We start from the raw sequence: 15,782 nt of genomic DNA, 5'->3' as shown, positions 1-15,782 counted from the left end.
TTGTCATTGTTGTTGCACTTAATTAGGGCGTAGGCCCAAGTTTTAGCCCCAATAACAATTATTGGGCACGGTGTTTTATCTTTACAAAGACGTTGCAGCCGGTCGCACATTTGAGGCTGATATACGTTCTCTGACCTTTTGCTGTTGCATAATTCTATTTAATAAGAGAAAGGAACGAGCTTCCGCTTACGGGCAACCCCGCACCAAAAAATGCCGTGACACTGGCGCCCACATCGGCAAGTGTGGTTCTTGTCCCCACCTCAACGCCCTGAGTGTGCTTGTGATACACCAACAAGGGCACCTGTTCCCGTGTGTGCCGGGTATGGCCGATGAATGGGTCATTGCCGTGATCAGCCATTACCACCAACACATCATCGTTTTCCATCAGCGAGATAACCTGTTCTAACCCCTTGTCTGATTTCTCAAGTATTTTCCAGTACTGACGCGGATCCTGTAGATGTCCGGATAAATCAGTTTCCTGAATATTGGCGCAGAAAAAGCCTGTCGTTTGCTGCTGCAAATCCTGATGCATTAGCTCAAATACCCTCTCAGTGTCGACGACTGAAAGGTAAGAGGTGCCAGTTTCATTCTGGACAATATCGGCGACTTTGCCGTACAGGTAAGTATGGATACCCACTTCGTTCAGTTTTTGCGGAACCTGTGTGGCAGCATCTACGCCATAGCCCAAATGAACCACCTGAAATCCGTTGTCATAAGTACCGGAATCTGGCGCGTTGACACCTATGTATTTAACTTCGCCATTTAGATCAGCCTTGGTTTCGATGGCATTAAGGATCTGCCGCATAGAGTCGACAAAACCGCCGAAGGCGATATTGCGGCCGACCCCATTGGCCGAGCGCACCACTTGGCCAATCTGCTTAACTTGATCGAAACTAATTTGAGAAAAATTTGCCGTCAAGTTGTATACCTGACCCAAGTCAGCTTCAAGATTGTCACCCACCACGACGCAATCATTCACGATAAGAACTTGCAATCCGGGTTTTCCCAACCGACTAACCTGATAGTTATTTTTCAGTAATGCTTGTTCTATGGCATCAATCGACTGCTGAAATGGCAGGACAACTGGCGGTTTGGGAAGTGTACCCATGATCTCTTGGTGGCCCATGAAAGTGTCTCCACCTTCATGTGCAAGCCATGCCTGGCCCCAGTTCGCATCAGGATTTGCTTCCATTACCGATTTGGTTTCGCCCACGACATTAATTAGCCCAAGCTTTTCAAGCGTTGGAAGCTCTTTTAGCGGGAAATGATTGAGTAATTTTTCTGCGGTACTAGCACCAGTATCCTGAGGACGCACCACTGGTACATCTGGCATTTCACCGACACCGAAACCATCTAATACCACCACGATAAATCTAGCCATGAAACACCTCATTGCCTAAAGAGTCATAAACGCCCACTAACTGCGGAGCACCCTGCGAAATACCGGAAATAAGCGCAACATCGCTACGGGTGACGAATATTTGAGTGCGGAATGCCATAACCACTGACGAGCCAATAGCGAAGTTCCCCTCAAGTTTTAAGTGATAATCAATATTTGAATCGTCATCGTTGCTAACGGGAACGATCATCTCCTGCTCCGCTTGGCCGTTTTCGTCTTGCCAAACCAATGCCGAAACAAGGTTACCCCTACGGTAATAGCCGCCACCGTAGCAGTAACTGTGCTCTCCATAATGATGTGAAACCTCACTAAGATAGAGCATCGCAATCTTTTCAGGCTGACTGCCATCCTGATTCGCGGGTGTGGTACCTGTCAGCGCATGTCCGGGTTCACCGTGCGTGCCCCCGTATTCCGCCAGCATAGGAAGTGTTTCACAGCTTGTCGACGATGGGCCGTTTAATTGTTCAATGGCATATCCCAACGATTTAGCCTTATCCGCGGCTAATCTCAAGGTGATCAGATTCACCGTGGGCTCTGTCATGTTGGTTTTAGTGTTGTATAAAAAGCAAGGGAAATGCGTTAACCCCACTAGCTTGATATTTGGTAAGGCGGTTATCGCTGCAAGAACCTGTTCCAATAGCTCGAAAGGGAAGCCTGATTCCTGATTCACGTACATGTGATCATCCACTCGGTAAAATTTAAGCAAAATCCCTTGTGTTCTGTTCGCATTGACTGCCGCAGCAGATATTTCCCGGGCCTTATCCAACGAGTAGACGGTGATCACTTCAGGTTGAATATTTTCGACTATAGAAGTAACCATACCGCTTGGCGGCTGAACCAGATGTCCGATATGGGCTATTTTTATTCCAGCTCCAGCTAGTTGACGAGCCTCCTTAAAGTCGACGCAGACGATACCTTGGTACTGACACTCCTCTACCAATATCCGGGCAAGTTCCGGATTGCGCCCGATCTGCTTGGTCATGGCATAAAGCTTGATACCCAGCTCATCCGCTTTGGCTTTGATGCGATTGGCATTGGCTTTGAACTGATCAACGTCAATGACATAGGTATCAGGTAATAACCTGCCTTTCCTTAAGTAATCGGCGGCAGTATCTATAAGTGCCGGGTTCTGCTTTTTTAGGGCAGTTAGAAACATAAAGAAAACCTTCTTAAGAGGTAAGAGTTCGCTCGTTGTTGCTTAGGGGGAGATGAGCGAACTCTTATTTGAGGTTAAATTGCGAAAAGTCCCATTAAATACAGCATATTAAGGACAAAACCAGTCAAGATCGCTGCAACAGCAGGCGCTGCTATTTTGAGTATTGGTCGACCCATAACTTCATTGAGGTAGTAGAGAATGGCGAAGATGGTGAACCCGGTTGTTGAACCCATTTTCATCACTGCCAGCACACCACCAATCAACAATGCAAATTCCATTAGAGTATTCATTGAGTTGCGAATGTTATCTGAAGAATTACGGATAGAGGGGAATTGCTCTAGGAAACCACCTATCCCCCGTAGCAAGAAAACTTCAGCACAAATAATGACAGCACCCAATGCTGCTGCAACGGGAACACTTGGAGCAAGGTAGCCAGCAACGAACACAAAGGTCATACCGACGACACCGTAAACTCCAGTCGTGAGAGCCGTGGTCGCTATCAGCGGGATAAATCCAAGACCGCGCATAAACTCAGACAATGCTACCTGCTTCATCGCGGCATCTTGAGCAACCGGATCGGTCAGTTTGTATGCCTCGGCCAGTGAGTAGATGGACACTTCCGAGCCAGCAAAAATACCGGCATTCGTCACTGCAGCAATCAGGGCACCGGTAACTGCAAGGAAAGGCAGGTTTTTGACGATGCGCTTGGTGCGTTCGTCAAACAGGCTGTGCATACCTGACATATCGGGTGGTGATATCCCGTTTTTCCTGTCATTCAGATCTTTTCGGATTGCGATACCGACTAACATGACCATACCAATGAAGATCTGGATAGATTCAGGATAGATCGCAGTGTATTTCATGACCAACAGACGGGAAATAATAACAACAATGGCTGCCACAGCCCCAGATCGCCAACCAAATTGATAGAAAATAGCAAGCAGCGGGAACAAAGCGAATGCCGACATTACCGGGGTACCCAGTTCGGCCAGTGCACCTAAAGCATCGATCGGCAACCCGGTTAATACGGTATTGACTGCCGAAAGTGATGTGACCACCAATATCCCCCACAAGCCACCAGCCAGCCCGGCCAATACGCGGCTGCCGATCATCACGCCAAGAATATCTGTGGGTAAAAAGAGTAGCCAAGGATTGAGCAAACCCGTTGAAAGGGTAAATGAAATCCCTACCGAGGCAACGAAGCCGATAGATAAGCCAAATGCAACAGAGCCCGCATCTCGCCTTGTCATATTACCTTCAACGAGCTGAGGAAGGATGGGACGGATACCATCATGGAATACTGCCGCGCTCATATTAGCAACTATTGCCGTCATGGCGCAGAGCGATGCAACTAACCCTAAATGTACAACATCCATGTTATGTCCTTACTTCTTAGAGAGGATAGAAATGAGCATGGGAATGGCGTGTTCAACATGTTCAATGGAAAGTCCGAAAGCCACCTTTCCCTCATCGACAAAACGCTCGACTTCGTCTGGTTTCGCTTGAATAGATGGCTTGGCTATGGTGCAGCTCTGCGGATAACCAATGATCGCGATTGCCATGGATAACGCCGCGCCTGCCCCCGTATTACAGCAACCGATATAATAATCCAGCTGGCCGGATTTCACTTGCATGGCCGCCTCCATGTCGTTCAGAATGTGGCAGTTAAAAGCACCTGGCGCGGTGGCGTCAATTTGCTCTTTTATCTGTTCACGCTGCAAACCTGCAATACCAATTTGTTTCATACGCTAACCTCTTTATTTAGCCAAATAGCTGGCTGGGATTGTGTTTTAGCATGGTGTCTATCTCTTGCTGGCTAATTCCACGCTCTCGTAGCATGGGGATGAATACATCCATCAGGTAGCAAAAACCAAGACCGCCATTTGCTTTCAGGTGAGACCGCCGAGTGATGTCCATGGAAAGCATGACCCGCTCTAAATAACCGCGTTCAGATAGCACTTCCAGCATGTCTACACGTTTGGTATCTGGGTAATAGCCGTTTTTGCCGATCGTGTCGAACTGCACATAGCAGCCCTGATCAATAAGCCAGATAATGTCATCTACGTTGTCTTTCAGATCGCAGTGGCCGATCGTCACATTATTCATGTTGACGCCATGCTGCTTCAGCCACATTACCTGCTGGCGGCCCATGGAGCTCATCGACTGGTGAGTAGAGATTGGACGGCCTGTTTCTAGGTGGGCATAAGCGGCAGCTTCAAATACTTTTTTCTCTATGTCGGTAAACGTGTTCTCACTGCTGCCGATTTCACCGATTAAGCTGGCTTTCAAATCACTTCCGTCAATGCCATTTTCGATTTCACCCACCATCTCGCGGCAGATCTCCTGTGCCGACAGAGCGTGCAGCTCGGGTGGAAAAAAACCATCGATGTAGTAACCCGTAGAGAGCAAGATATTCATTCCGGTATCAGTCATTAAATCTTCAATAAAATGATGATTTCTCCCCATAAAACGATTAGTCACTTCTACGATGTTGAATACACCGCGTAACTTGAGTTGCAACAGCTCTTCTTTGATCAGATCGTACTGATCCAGCCTGCAGTCGACATCGCCTTTTTGTGGCGATAAATCAATATGCAGGTGTTCGTGAACATAGGTGTAACCGCTATCGTCAATCATATTGGTCTATTTTCCCGTCACTATTTATTTCGCGCAATAAAGCGAGAAAAGGTTACTGAGAAAGAATGTATTTTCCGCATCCGGAGCCTGTTCGATACCAAAGCCGCCGAGGATTTGCCTGTTCGTCGCCTGAATCACTGGGAAGTCATCGTCGCTGATGATCTCAGCAAGAATATCTTCGTCCAGACCTTGCGTGATAGGTTGATCGGAAAGAATACGATCCGTTGCGCGTGCAAGATGCGTCATGGCCATCTGTAATTGCTCTGTTGACGTGTCCAACTGCCATTCGGATACCAGCAGATCAACGGCTTTTACCGTTCCGTCATGAGCGACTTGGGATATCACCCCCGCATCCTTAAGTAAGGCTAACCTTTGCTGCATTATTCCTCCTGATTTTTTACTAATAGCTCGGCGTTATTTCGCCTGTCACGACTTTTTTCTGATGAGAATTCAGGGCATCCTTGTTGATTAAATTTCTCAAGAGTGCCTTAATATGCGGTGCTTCATTTCGAACCAGTAGTACTGCCTCAGAGGCCATTTCACACTGGGGAATATGATTAAGCGATTTTTCTGCCAGACCGACGTTATCCATATCTATTGCTTCCGTCAGCCAAATCACTGCATCTATATTTCTGCTAGCCAAATGGACCAAACTATCACCGTAATTGATTTCGACAATGTCAATGTCTTGATCCGGAAAAGCCTGTTTGGTCAGGATCTGCTGGTCAGGAGAATCCGAGTCGACGCCAACACGGCGGATGCCACCATATTCGCCCTTACGGTAAATCACCCTGTGATCGTGCGAATAGGAGTTCTTTCCCAAATTCACAGCAACCGTCAAACCGTCGCTGTAACTCTGTGCTGCAAGCTTTGACATAATGGCAATATCATGTACACCGGAGCTTAATAATTTAGCTCTAACGCCGGCACCTCGCATGTGGGCAAAATACAACGGTAAGCTGCTCATCTGGGCTTTTAATCCGCTAGCCAATCCTTCTGAATGTTTGATGTAAGGCAGCGGCATGGCACACACGACGTGACCTAGCCCCGCCAGACGGACAATTTTTTCACTGTCTAAGCGAGAAATATAAGTGCCATTGCGGCCTTGCCGTGAAAGGGCTATCACCCCATCCGCTTCAATCTTTTTCAGGGCTTTCTGAACTAAGCCAACCGACAGCTCGAACTCTTCAGCCAGCGAATCAATGGTACGTAAACGGGCACCTTCTTTTTGTGACATCAAATATCGAGCAATATTGATGACTGCGGCACCTTCTTTTTTTATGTATTGCTTGGACATATTTAAATCTTCACTTTCTTGAATATTTAAATAATACGCTTATGACAAACCAAGTAAATCAATATTGATCGTAATTGAGATGTTGATCAATAGAAATGTCATAAGGTTTGTAAACATTAAACTCCATGTAAAAATGCTTTCTAATATGTAATACCTTTTTCACTCGGCGCATCAATGAAGTGTCATCTTACTTACAGATACCACGAAAAAAGCCCCGCAAGATATAACCTTGTGGGGCTTTTTGTTTGTAATTATTAAAGCTTTGCTTAAATGCGCTAATTTAACGTTCTAAGTTTATAAACCTAGCGCCCAACGTATAAATTCTTTGCGGCTTTTTTTGTCAGCATTTTGATATAAATCTTTCATCAATTGATCTGCTTGGGCTGGCGTTAATTGGTTAATATCAACCGTTGAGACAGATTGAGAAGAGGCTGTTATTACAGCTGGTTGTGGCAAGGTCTGTTTTGTACTCGCCGCAACTTGAACCGCTAAAATATCATTATAGTTAGCCATTAATGGAGAACCTGATACCACCAACTTTTCACTCTCAAAACTAACAGACTTGCCAGCTGTATCTGTTAATTCAAAACTAGGGTTCTTAGCAAAACGTTTTACGTCTTGTTGGGTATCAACACGAGGAGCAACTAGTTTAACCACCTCACCATCATTCGCTGAAAAACGAATTAAAATCGGTTGCGATGACACATACCCCATCGATTGCCCCGTCGAATGTGGATTAGTAGGACTATCAAAACGTACCAACACCTGCTGATCACCTTCTGGTAGTGCTACTATTTTTGTCGCTTTTTTGATTTCCAGATGCTGGGCCGCAAGAATTTCAAAATTGCCAGGCACTTTCAAGGTTACATCTGCCATCGCAGTTTGTGATGCCAATACCAAAGGCAACGTAAATGCTAACAGTATTTTTTTCATCATGCTTTCTCTCTGAAAATAGATATTCAATAAACAATAAAGCCAGCGAATCACCGCTGGCCTTGTATCACACATTAACGGTTCAATTAGAACTCGTAACGTAGACCTAAGTGGTAGAAGTCTTCTGATGCATCACCAGCAAAACCTTGTGATTGACCGTTGTCACCGTCACGGAATACATAGCTCGTGAAGATAGAAGAACGATCTGTTAGCTTGTATTGTGCTTCAAACGTTGTATCTTTCAGCTCAAGGTTGTCGCCATCTTTGTTATCAAGAGAGCGGTAACCAGCACGTAGTACCCAATCAGCATTTAAGTCATAAACGGCTGTTAGCTCATAGACTTCATCAGTACTTTTAGCCGATGAACCATCACGCTTAACTTCATCTTCAGAGTACATTGCGCCTAACATTAGATCGCCAACGTAATAACGCGTACCTGCGCCCCAGAACGTGTATTTATCGCCATCGTTACCTTTATTGTACTGGTATGCAACTACAGGTGCTAACTTACCCGCATTACCTAGGTCAAACGTATAACGAAGTGCTGTGTTATAAGCAGCATCTAGGTCAGAAGAACCATTGCCTAAGATATAAGCAACAGAAACATCAAGCGCATCAAAGCTGTTTTGGTACTGTAATGTACCATCTTGACGGAATACCTGTGTTGCCGTTGAATCAACATCCCCTACTTGACGAGCAATTGCCACATCAGATGCAGCGAATACATCGGCAATATCGGTTAACATGATCAGGCCAGAAGCCACACGTCCACCCGTAATTTTACCGTACTCAGACGCATCAATACCGGCCCACACGTAACGTGCTGTTAGGCTGTCATTTCCTTTACCAGCATTGGCACCTTCAGCTGCATTTACTTGGTATTCAGCCCAACCAATTACTGATACTTTATCGTTAACAGTTTGAGAACCACCAAGACCAAAACGACCATCAAAATTACCTTGAGTATCTTTTGAATCTTTATCTGAAATGTTAAAACCTAAACGGCCGTAAACATCAACATTTGACCCGTCTTCACCTTGGTAAACGGATGCAGCTTGTGCTGCGCCAGCCACTAACATAGCAGGTAAAAGAGCTGCTAATACTGTTTTTTTCATTGTTTTAAATCCTAATATTGTTATTTTTTTCATCCTGACTTTGATTCTGTGGATTCGGCGGTCACACTGACAAAATCATGCAGCTCTTTTCTTCCTTGAAATATCACTGAAACTCAATAGCAACAGCGACATACCTTCTACTACATAGAGGATAATACAAATTGTTTAATGGAAAAAAACATGAGCAAAAAATGACTTCATGTACATTCCCCGTTCAAGTTAAGCTGCAAGATAACCGAAAATGCTGAATAAAAGCTGAACAAGCCGATCGTTATTTCGCGCTGTGAAATAATAGTTTTCAACTGTGATTTAAGTCTATTTTTTCATCGCGAATTATGTGATGTATATCCTTTAAACTATTGAGTAACGAGCGTATAGAAGGCAAATAAGGAGATATTCAGTGGGTAGTTACTTTCGAAGTTTGGTATTACAATGAGCACTGAATTTAATCGTGCGGTTTTCATCATGTCTTATCAATGCCCTTTGTGTCACTCAGCTTTAGTCAACCATACTCAATACTGGCGCTGCGAGAATAATCATCAGTTCGATCTAGCCAAAGAAGGCTATGTGAATTTAATGCCCGTTCAGCATAAAGGTTCAAAGAACCCTGGTGATAACCAAGAAATGATGCAAGCACGACGTTTGTTTTTAAATACCAACCACTACCACCCATTGCGCGAGGCTGTGATCAAGCATTTGGATGAGCACTTGCCAGAGAACGCGCAACAATTATTAGATATTGGTTGTGGAGAGGGGTATTACACATCCGAATTTGCCCAATTACAGGCTAAGCACCCTGAATTAAGCGTACATGGATTAGACATATCTAAAGTAGCTGTTCGCTATGCAGCCAAACGCTACAAAAACTGCCACTTCTGTGTCGCGTCGAGCCATCGTTTACCCTACTCCGATGCATATCTTGACGGTATCGTGCGTATTTACGCACCTTGTAAAGATGAAGAGTTACAACGTGCAGTTAAAAAAGACGGTATTTTAGTGACTGTTTCGCCTGCTGCGCGTCACCTATACCAGTTAAAAGAGTTAATTTATAACGGTGTACATTTACACGATATGGAACCAGAAGTCATAGAAGGCTTCGATTTAGTCACTGATCAGCAATTACATTACGACATGACGCTGAACGGTGAAGAGGCAACAGCCTTAATGCAAATGACACCTTTCGCATGGAAAACATCAGATGCAGTATGGGAACAACTAAAAACGGCGGTTGATTTACTCTGTGAAGCCGACTTTTCAATCCGCGTTTATCGTCGCCAATAACAACTCTCTTCTTTTCCTTTAATCTCTGGGTATTGATTATCAATTGCATTTGATAATCAATCTCACCTCCTTTACTATCACACACCGTCTACAGTTATACCTATTGCATGAGGTTTGATCCCATCATGAATAAAATAGGTATTCATACTGTGTATTTCGACTTTGGCATGCACATCTTCGCATGTACGTTATTTTTTAAGGTGTGATATTTAAATGAAAAAGTGGTTCTCTCTTGGGCTAACCGGCATGCTTATGGGCTGTGCAACACAATCTGAATTACCTGTAAATACAACGGCTACGCAACCCTTACCACCCACAATGTATGATTACACAATTACCTCCCCACAAGGCACTACGCTCAGCCTATCAAAGCTTGCCCTCGCGATTAGCGATGCCGATATCGTACTGGTAGGTGAATGGCATGGGCATCCGGGGGCGCATTTAATGCAAGCCCAACTGTTTGCTGAGCTTTATCGTCAAAACCCCAATATGGCTTTATCGATGGAACAATTTACCCGCGACAAGCAACCTTTGCTTGATCAATATTTAGCGGGAGAAGTTGGCGAAAAAACGCTAATAAAAGAAGGTAATGCTTGGCCTAACTACATCAGCGACTACCGCCCTTTAGTGGAATTGGCAAAGCAAAATGGTTTAGATGTGATTGCCGCGAATGCGCCTAAGCCTATTGTTCGCTGTATTGGGCGAGAAGGCGCTGATTATCTTGATCGCCTGCCGAGTAACGAACGTAAGTGGGTAGCTGATGATTTAACACTAACAACCGATGCTTACCAAGCGAAATTCAAAGCATCGATGCACCATGGTGATGAAGCAAAAACGCAACGCCAGTTTGCCGCCCAAACCGCTTGGGATGACACCATGGCAGAAAGTATGGTGAATTATTTAGCGAAGCATCCTGGCAAACAAATTATCCATGTTGCAGGCCGCTTCCATGTTGCTGAAGGACTAGGTACAGCATCACGCATTAAGGCACGTAACCCAGAACTTAATGTCGTTATGGTTACCCCTGTCACTGAGCAATCGAATATCGCAGAGGATGCACCTGATTATAGAGTCAATGTAATGCCACTGCCCAAAGGTTATGTCAGTAAAGATAAAATGATGGCTGCAATGAAAGGTATTTCAGGCAGAAATAAAGAATTGAAGTGTTATACCAAATAAAACGAATAGCCAGAAAAGAGTAGTCCCCCATCGGCGGCCAGCTGGTGGAGGACTTAGGAGAGATACAGCTATATATCCCTTTTACTAGCTCATTATCCTGCAACGACCTTTCCTGAAGCTGAATAGGCTTTGAGTTTTTCAACGTGAAAAATAAATCAGTTAAGATCAATATTATCAATAATTCCAATTAAGAATAATCAACCAGATTGATACTCAAAACACAGCGTTTAAACACTACTAACCCAAGAGATTCAAATCAATCCGCCACCATTTCATAAATAAACCACACATTAGATAGATATAATGTTTCAAGTTTGTTAAAAATTAGATGTTCTTTCTTTTCTCTTTGCGCTAAAACATTATCCTATGAGATCACAGTTCCCACTACAGACTGTTCTCTAACTGGATAAAATAATAAAGCAAGGAGCTTGCAATGAAGGGTAAAAAACTACTTATCGCGGCCGGTATAGCGGCATCATTCGCACTATCATCCGCATCTGTCTTCGCGGAAGTTGCCAAAGTCGCAGTATCACAAATCGTTGAACACCCCGCTCTTGATGCTGCACGCCAAGGTTTACTTGATGGTTTAAAAGCAAAAGGATACGTCGAAGGTGAAAACCTTGAATTCACTTATCAGACAGCACAGGGTAATCCTGCCATTGCAGTTCAAATAGCCAAACAATTTGTCGGTGAACAACCAGATGTCTTAGTCGGTATTGCAACACCTACCGCACAAGCCCTTGCCGCTTCTACTCGTTCTATTCCCGTTGTATTTACTGCTGTTACTGATCCTGTTGGCGCAAAACTTGTTAAAAACATGGAAAAACCCAACGGTAATGTAACAGGGCTTTCTGACTTATCACCCGTGGCTCAGCATGTTGAGCTAATGCAAGAAATCATTCCAAATCTGAAAAGTATCGGGGTGGTCTTTAACCCAGGTGAATCCAATGCTGTTGCGTTAGTTGAATTACTACATGAAGCCGCAAAAGCAAAAGGTATTGAAGTCGTAGAAGGCACAGCGCTTAAAAGTGCTGATGTTCAATCAGCAGCGCAAATCATCGCATCAAAAGTGGATGTTATTTACGCCCCGACAGATAACACAGTTGCCAGTGCGATTGATGGGCTAGTAAACGCAGCAAACCAAGCCAACAAACCGATTATTGGCGCATCCACTACTTACATTAAAAATGGCGCACTGGCCGCATTAGGCTTTGACTATTACCAAGTGGGTATTCAAACAGCAGACTATGTTGATGCGCTACTTAAAGGCACGAAAGTCGCTGATTTACCGGTTCATGTTGCTAAAGGGTCAGATCTAGCCTTAAACCAAAAAGCGGCCAAGAAATTAGGGATCACTTTCCCTGCTGCAGTATTAGCACGCGCAACCTCAATCGAAAAATAAGTTTCAAATGGCAAGAGGCAAGAGCCATAACTCTTGCCTCTTTCATATAAGACAAGGAGTGTTATAGATGTCTTTCTTTGCCTTCATCGGTACGCTAGAAATTGGATTAGTGTATGGATTGGTTGCGCTTGGGGTTTACCTGACTTTTCGCGTTTTAGATTTTCCCGATTTAACCGTCGATGGCAGTTTCCCAATGGGCGCTGCAGTCGCTGCTACCGCGATCGTGGCTGGCATTAACCCATGGATAGCCACATTACTGGCAATCTTTGCCGGTGGTGCTTGTGGTTTAGTAACTGGTTTTTTAGCCATTCGCTGCAATATTTTGCATTTATTGGCCAGTATTCTGACCATGATTGCCGCTTTCTCTATCAATATCCGCATTATGGGCCGCCCTAATCTCGCTCTTTTAGGGGAAGAAACTATTTTGACCCCGTTCGAAAACTTTGCGATGGATTACGGTTTTGATTCTAATTTAATTCGTTTACTGGTTGTTGCTCTGCTTGTGGTCTTCAGTGCTTGGTTCATCATTCGTTTGTTAGCCAGTGATTTTGGCTTGGGTTTACGTGCAACGGGCGTGAATAGCCGCATGGTAAGTGCACAAGGCGGCAACACTGCGTTATATACCTACCTTGGCCTTGCGCTTTCAAATGGGTTTGTCGGTTTTTCTGGTGCTCTTTTCGCCCAAACAAACAGCTTTGCTGATGTCACCTCGGGGGTTGGTACCATTGTGGTCGGCCTTGCTGCGGTTATCTTGGGACAAACCCTTATCCCAGGTAGAAAAATATGGGTTGCCGTCGTCGCAGTTATTGTCGGCTCAGTGCTATACCGTCTCGCAGTCGCTTTTGCATTAAGTTCAGGTATGTTTGGGCTTAAAGCTTCCGATCTTAATTTGATCACCGCTGTTCTTGTTGCGGTTGCCTTAATTGCACCTCGAATGAAAAACAGCTTTAATCGCAAAAAGAAACGCGTAACAGCCACTAAAAAACTCGCCTAGGAGGTAAAGCTAAAAATGATTGAATTAAATGATATTCGCGTTACCTTCAACGAAGGGACTATTTTAGAAAACCAAGCACTTCGTGGCATTGATTTAGTGGTGCCTGAAAAGCAATTTGTTACTGTGATTGGCTCAAATGGCGCAGGGAAATCGACATTGCTGGGCGCAGTCAGTGGTGAAACCCCGATGAGCGATGGGCAGGTATTAATTGATAATATTGATGTGACGGATAAGTCTGTACACCAACGTGCGCAATATGCCGCACGTGTATTTCAAGATCCCTTAGCTGGCACTTGTGCTTCTTTAACGATTGAAGAAAATATGGCATTAGCCTATAAACGCGGCAGCCAACGCAGTTGGAAAATGGCGCTATCAGCAAACCGCCGTAAACTATTTCAAGAACGTATCAGTATTCTTGGTTTAGGTTTAGAAGATCGCTTAGGTGACAGTATTGGCTTACTTTCAGGTGGTCAGCGCCAAGCTGTAAGTTTAGTTATGGCCACATTGGCCGACAGTAAGCTGTTATTACTTGATGAACACACTGCAGCTCTGGATCCAAGAATGGCCGCTTTTGTCCTCGCCCTTACAACTAAAGTGGTGAAAGAGTTCGATCTTACCGTAATGATGGTAACGCACTCAATGAAAGATGCCCTCGCGCACGGTGATCGCACAGTCATGCTTCACCAAGGTAAAATCGTTTTAGATGTTAAAGGTCAAGAACGAGAAAGCATGGACGTGAAACAGCTACTTGAAATGTTCAGCAAAGTGCGGGGCGAAGAATTAGCAGATGACAGCCTTTTACTGAGTTAATTAAATTCAACGAACATAACCCTGTGTGGCGGCGGGGTTATCTCAACGCTTTAAACTGTCACGTTTGATATCATGCCTCGCTCAAATTACTCATTACTCCCCTCTTCTACTGCATTCTAAAAAATCAAAAAATGTTTATTAACAATGAAAAATGAAAGAGTTATCTGTTATTGCTATTCGCATAAAAAGCCTAGAATCAATTGAAATACCACTTCACCGTCGCTACTGTTGTAGAATTGAAGTAAAATATGCCTAGCGCTCTATCTTTTCTGAGCCCTTATTTAGATTTAGGAAAACAATGAAAAAAACATTTGCTTTAACTCACCCAAAAAAAGCTGTGCCAAGAATCGTTGAATCAGTTAAAAGTGAAGTGAAAAAGTACATCAAAAGAGAGCGCAATAAGCAGCTTCCTTCTGGTGTCGATTTTTGGGATTTTGATTGTAAGTTTGGTCACACCGAACAAGAAGCAAAAGTAATCCACCTTAAAGAAATCAACAAGTGCATCGATGAAGCAGAGAAATTAGAACTGACTTCATTCTATCTTGAGATTTTAGTTAAAGATGGCATTCGTACTAAAAAGCCACTAGACGGCTTATTTGAAGACGAATAAACATTTTCGCTGTTAATAGTTTCACTGTTAACATTAGTATTGAAGGCAGTACTGGGTAGGGCTTTACGATAGTTTGATCAATTCACTATCGTCTTGCGGCGCAGAATATGACTGACCTGAACTAAAAAGCCCTTACTCAGGGCTTTTTTACTTTCTTCTTTCTTCTTTCTTCTTTCTGATAGTAGATAGTAGATAAAATTTCACAACGTCCACGGAATCACACCGTATTTGTCGTTAAAACCACCTTTCTAACGATGTTTTATCCAGTTGCTTAAATGCACGATTCAAGACTTCTGCCAACTCAAGGTATCGAGGCTGTTTTTTCAACGGCTGCATTGCGTGCCCTTCACTGGTGATCTTTTCATAAATTTCACGATACCAAATGGCTAATGAAGGTGGCAACGTCGTTCGACTGCGCTTACCCAACCACCACAAACCTTGCAAGGGCATGGTCAATGCAAATAGTGCCACCGTCATTGCTTGTGGTAACGCGCCATAGTTATTGAATGCCATTTGGCTTAAGACACTCATCACTGCAACGGCTGGCATAACACGAGTCGCGAATTTTGTCGCTTTAATGTAGCGCTGTTCTGGGAATATGGCTGCTAGCTCTTTGCGCATAGGCCATGTTGCCATGTACTGCTGACCATTTTGGAAGTGTTGCCAAACCGTTCGTTGAGTCATAAAGCACCAACCATCAAAAAAAACCATAATTATTAAAATAAAGTAGTAACAAACTTGATTCAAATTAAATTTTTCTAAAATCTTTTTGTTATATTGGGTAACAATCGGCTATCCTAAGCACGCTTTAAGTTAATTGTTGCCTGTAATTACCATTTAGGCAACCTAAAGCAGCCATCAAGGATGACCCAGGATTGCGGGTTACTCAATTCTAGCCCTACGGATAGTGCACAATTTTAACCCGATTTAGGCTGACTGTATCAAAAGTCGTCTACGCTATGGGTACTT

At 44.0% G+C, this 15,782-nt stretch carries 16 protein-coding genes; 6 read left to right on the top strand and 10 right to left on the bottom strand.

The window, feature by feature from the left end:
• Positions 1–154: 154 nt before the first annotated feature.
• From C9J12_RS02370 to C9J12_RS02330, 9 genes are all read right to left on the bottom strand, one after another.
• On the bottom strand, positions 155–1,381 hold the full coding sequence (locus C9J12_RS02370) for a phosphopentomutase (RefSeq protein WP_107241248.1): 1,227 nt from the start codon (positions 1,379–1,381) through the stop codon (positions 155–157).
• Positions 1,374–2,555 carry a YhfX family PLP-dependent enzyme gene (locus C9J12_RS02365; protein WP_107241247.1) on the bottom strand — a complete coding sequence of 394 codons (1,182 nt, stop codon included), beginning with the start codon at positions 2,553–2,555 and terminating at the stop codon, positions 1,374–1,376. The genes C9J12_RS02370 and C9J12_RS02365 overlap by 8 nt, the downstream gene beginning before the upstream one ends.
• A 74-nt stretch (positions 2,556–2,629) precedes the next feature.
• The gene (locus tag C9J12_RS02360; RefSeq protein WP_011219430.1) at positions 2,630–3,931 is read right to left on the bottom strand and encodes a YhfT family protein; all 1,302 of its coding nucleotides are present in this window, start codon (positions 3,929–3,931) and stop codon (positions 2,630–2,632) included.
• Positions 3,932–3,940: 9 nt separating this feature from the next.
• Positions 3,941–4,300 carry a DUF2620 domain-containing protein gene (locus C9J12_RS02355; RefSeq protein ID WP_011219431.1) on the bottom strand — a complete coding sequence of 120 codons (360 nt, stop codon included), beginning with the start codon at positions 4,298–4,300 and terminating at the stop codon, positions 3,941–3,943.
• 16 nt (positions 4,301–4,316) lie between these two features.
• Positions 4,317–5,192 (bottom strand): phosphotriesterase family protein, encoded by an 876-nt coding sequence (locus C9J12_RS02350; protein ID WP_107241246.1) that lies wholly within the window; start codon positions 5,190–5,192, stop codon positions 4,317–4,319.
• Positions 5,193–5,216: 24 nt separating this feature from the next.
• Entirely contained in the window at positions 5,217–5,573 is a 357-nt protein-coding gene (locus tag C9J12_RS02345) for a hypothetical protein (RefSeq protein WP_049788947.1), read from the bottom strand.
• A 19-nt stretch (positions 5,574–5,592) separates the two neighbouring features.
• Complete coding sequence (yhfZ, locus tag C9J12_RS02340) at positions 5,593–6,489, bottom strand: GntR family transcriptional regulator YhfZ (protein ID WP_107241245.1); 897 nt, start codon at positions 6,487–6,489, stop codon at positions 5,593–5,595.
• Positions 6,490–6,783: 294 nt separating this feature from the next.
• On the bottom strand, positions 6,784–7,425 hold the full coding sequence (locus tag C9J12_RS02335; protein WP_227876254.1) for a DUF2057 domain-containing protein: 642 nt from the start codon (positions 7,423–7,425) through the stop codon (positions 6,784–6,786).
• An 83-nt stretch (positions 7,426–7,508) separates the two neighbouring features.
• Positions 7,509–8,537 (bottom strand): porin, encoded by a 1,029-nt coding sequence (locus tag C9J12_RS02330; protein ID WP_107241244.1) that lies wholly within the window; start codon positions 8,535–8,537, stop codon positions 7,509–7,511.
• A gap of 465 nt (positions 8,538–9,002) precedes the next feature.
• Here C9J12_RS02330 and rlmA point away from each other — a divergent pair, with 465 nt between their 5' ends.
• From rlmA to C9J12_RS02300, 6 genes are all read left to right on the top strand, one after another.
• A complete protein-coding gene (gene rlmA, locus C9J12_RS02325; protein ID WP_107241467.1) occupies positions 9,003–9,818 on the top strand; it encodes a 23S rRNA (guanine(745)-N(1))-methyltransferase in 816 nt (271 codons plus the stop codon).
• Positions 9,819–10,031: 213 nt separating this feature from the next.
• Positions 10,032–10,997: a ChaN family lipoprotein gene (locus tag C9J12_RS02320; protein WP_107241243.1), complete on the top strand. Its 966-nt coding sequence runs from the start codon at positions 10,032–10,034 to the stop codon at positions 10,995–10,997.
• Positions 10,998–11,430: 433 nt separating this feature from the next.
• A complete protein-coding gene (locus C9J12_RS02315; protein ID WP_107241242.1) occupies positions 11,431–12,399 on the top strand; it encodes an ABC transporter substrate-binding protein in 969 nt (322 codons plus the stop codon).
• 67 nt (positions 12,400–12,466) lie between these two features.
• The gene (locus C9J12_RS02310; RefSeq protein ID WP_107241241.1) at positions 12,467–13,393 is read left to right on the top strand and encodes an ABC transporter permease; all 927 of its coding nucleotides are present in this window, start codon (positions 12,467–12,469) and stop codon (positions 13,391–13,393) included.
• Positions 13,394–13,408: 15 nt separating this feature from the next.
• Positions 13,409–14,203 carry an ABC transporter ATP-binding protein gene (locus C9J12_RS02305; protein WP_107241240.1) on the top strand — a complete coding sequence of 265 codons (795 nt, stop codon included), beginning with the start codon at positions 13,409–13,411 and terminating at the stop codon, positions 14,201–14,203.
• A 298-nt stretch (positions 14,204–14,501) separates the two neighbouring features.
• A complete protein-coding gene (locus C9J12_RS02300) occupies positions 14,502–14,813 on the top strand; it encodes a DUF6172 family protein (protein WP_011219442.1) in 312 nt (103 codons plus the stop codon).
• A gap of 234 nt (positions 14,814–15,047) precedes the next feature.
• Here C9J12_RS02300 and yfbV read toward each other — a convergent pair whose 3' ends face one another.
• On the bottom strand, positions 15,048–15,497 hold the full coding sequence (gene yfbV / locus C9J12_RS02295; RefSeq protein WP_006232802.1) for a terminus macrodomain insulation protein YfbV: 450 nt from the start codon (positions 15,495–15,497) through the stop codon (positions 15,048–15,050).
• Positions 15,498–15,782: the final 285 nt, after the last annotated feature.

It is taken from the genome of Photobacterium frigidiphilum (assembly GCF_003025615.1).
GTDB classification, from domain to species: domain Bacteria; phylum Pseudomonadota; class Gammaproteobacteria; order Enterobacterales; family Vibrionaceae; genus Photobacterium; species Photobacterium frigidiphilum.
Note: the sequence above shows the minus strand (reverse complement) of the source record. Positions and strands in the feature narration are given on the sequence as shown.

Coding starts and splice junctions, on each gene's coding strand:
- C9J12_RS02370 (WP_107241248.1), bottom strand. CDS start 1,381: ATGGCTAGATTTATCGTGGTGGTATTAGATGGTTTCGGTGTCGGTGAA.
- C9J12_RS02365 (WP_107241247.1), bottom strand. CDS start 2,555: ATGTTTCTAACTGCCCTAAAAAAGCAGAACCCGGCACTTATAGATACT.
- C9J12_RS02360 (WP_011219430.1), bottom strand. CDS start 3,931: ATGGATGTTGTACATTTAGGGTTAGTTGCATCGCTCTGCGCCATGACG.
- C9J12_RS02355 (WP_011219431.1), bottom strand. CDS start 4,300: ATGAAACAAATTGGTATTGCAGGTTTGCAGCGTGAACAGATAAAAGAG.
- C9J12_RS02350 (WP_107241246.1), bottom strand. CDS start 5,192: ATGATTGACGATAGCGGTTACACCTATGTTCACGAACACCTGCATATT.
- C9J12_RS02345 (WP_049788947.1), bottom strand. CDS start 5,573: ATGCAGCAAAGGTTAGCCTTACTTAAGGATGCGGGGGTGATATCCCAA.
- yhfZ (WP_107241245.1), bottom strand. CDS start 6,489: ATGTCCAAGCAATACATAAAAAAAGAAGGTGCCGCAGTCATCAATATT.
- C9J12_RS02335 (WP_227876254.1), bottom strand. CDS start 7,425: ATGATGAAAAAAATACTGTTAGCATTTACGTTGCCTTTGGTATTGGCA.
- C9J12_RS02330 (WP_107241244.1), bottom strand. CDS start 8,537: ATGAAAAAAACAGTATTAGCAGCTCTTTTACCTGCTATGTTAGTGGCT.
- rlmA (WP_107241467.1), top strand. CDS start 9,003: ATGTCTTATCAATGCCCTTTGTGTCACTCAGCTTTAGTCAACCATACT.
- C9J12_RS02320 (WP_107241243.1), top strand. CDS start 10,032: ATGAAAAAGTGGTTCTCTCTTGGGCTAACCGGCATGCTTATGGGCTGT.
- C9J12_RS02315 (WP_107241242.1), top strand. CDS start 11,431: ATGAAGGGTAAAAAACTACTTATCGCGGCCGGTATAGCGGCATCATTC.
- C9J12_RS02310 (WP_107241241.1), top strand. CDS start 12,467: ATGTCTTTCTTTGCCTTCATCGGTACGCTAGAAATTGGATTAGTGTAT.
- C9J12_RS02305 (WP_107241240.1), top strand. CDS start 13,409: ATGATTGAATTAAATGATATTCGCGTTACCTTCAACGAAGGGACTATT.
- C9J12_RS02300 (WP_011219442.1), top strand. CDS start 14,502: ATGAAAAAAACATTTGCTTTAACTCACCCAAAAAAAGCTGTGCCAAGA.
- yfbV (WP_006232802.1), bottom strand. CDS start 15,497: ATGACTCAACGAACGGTTTGGCAACACTTCCAAAATGGTCAGCAGTAC.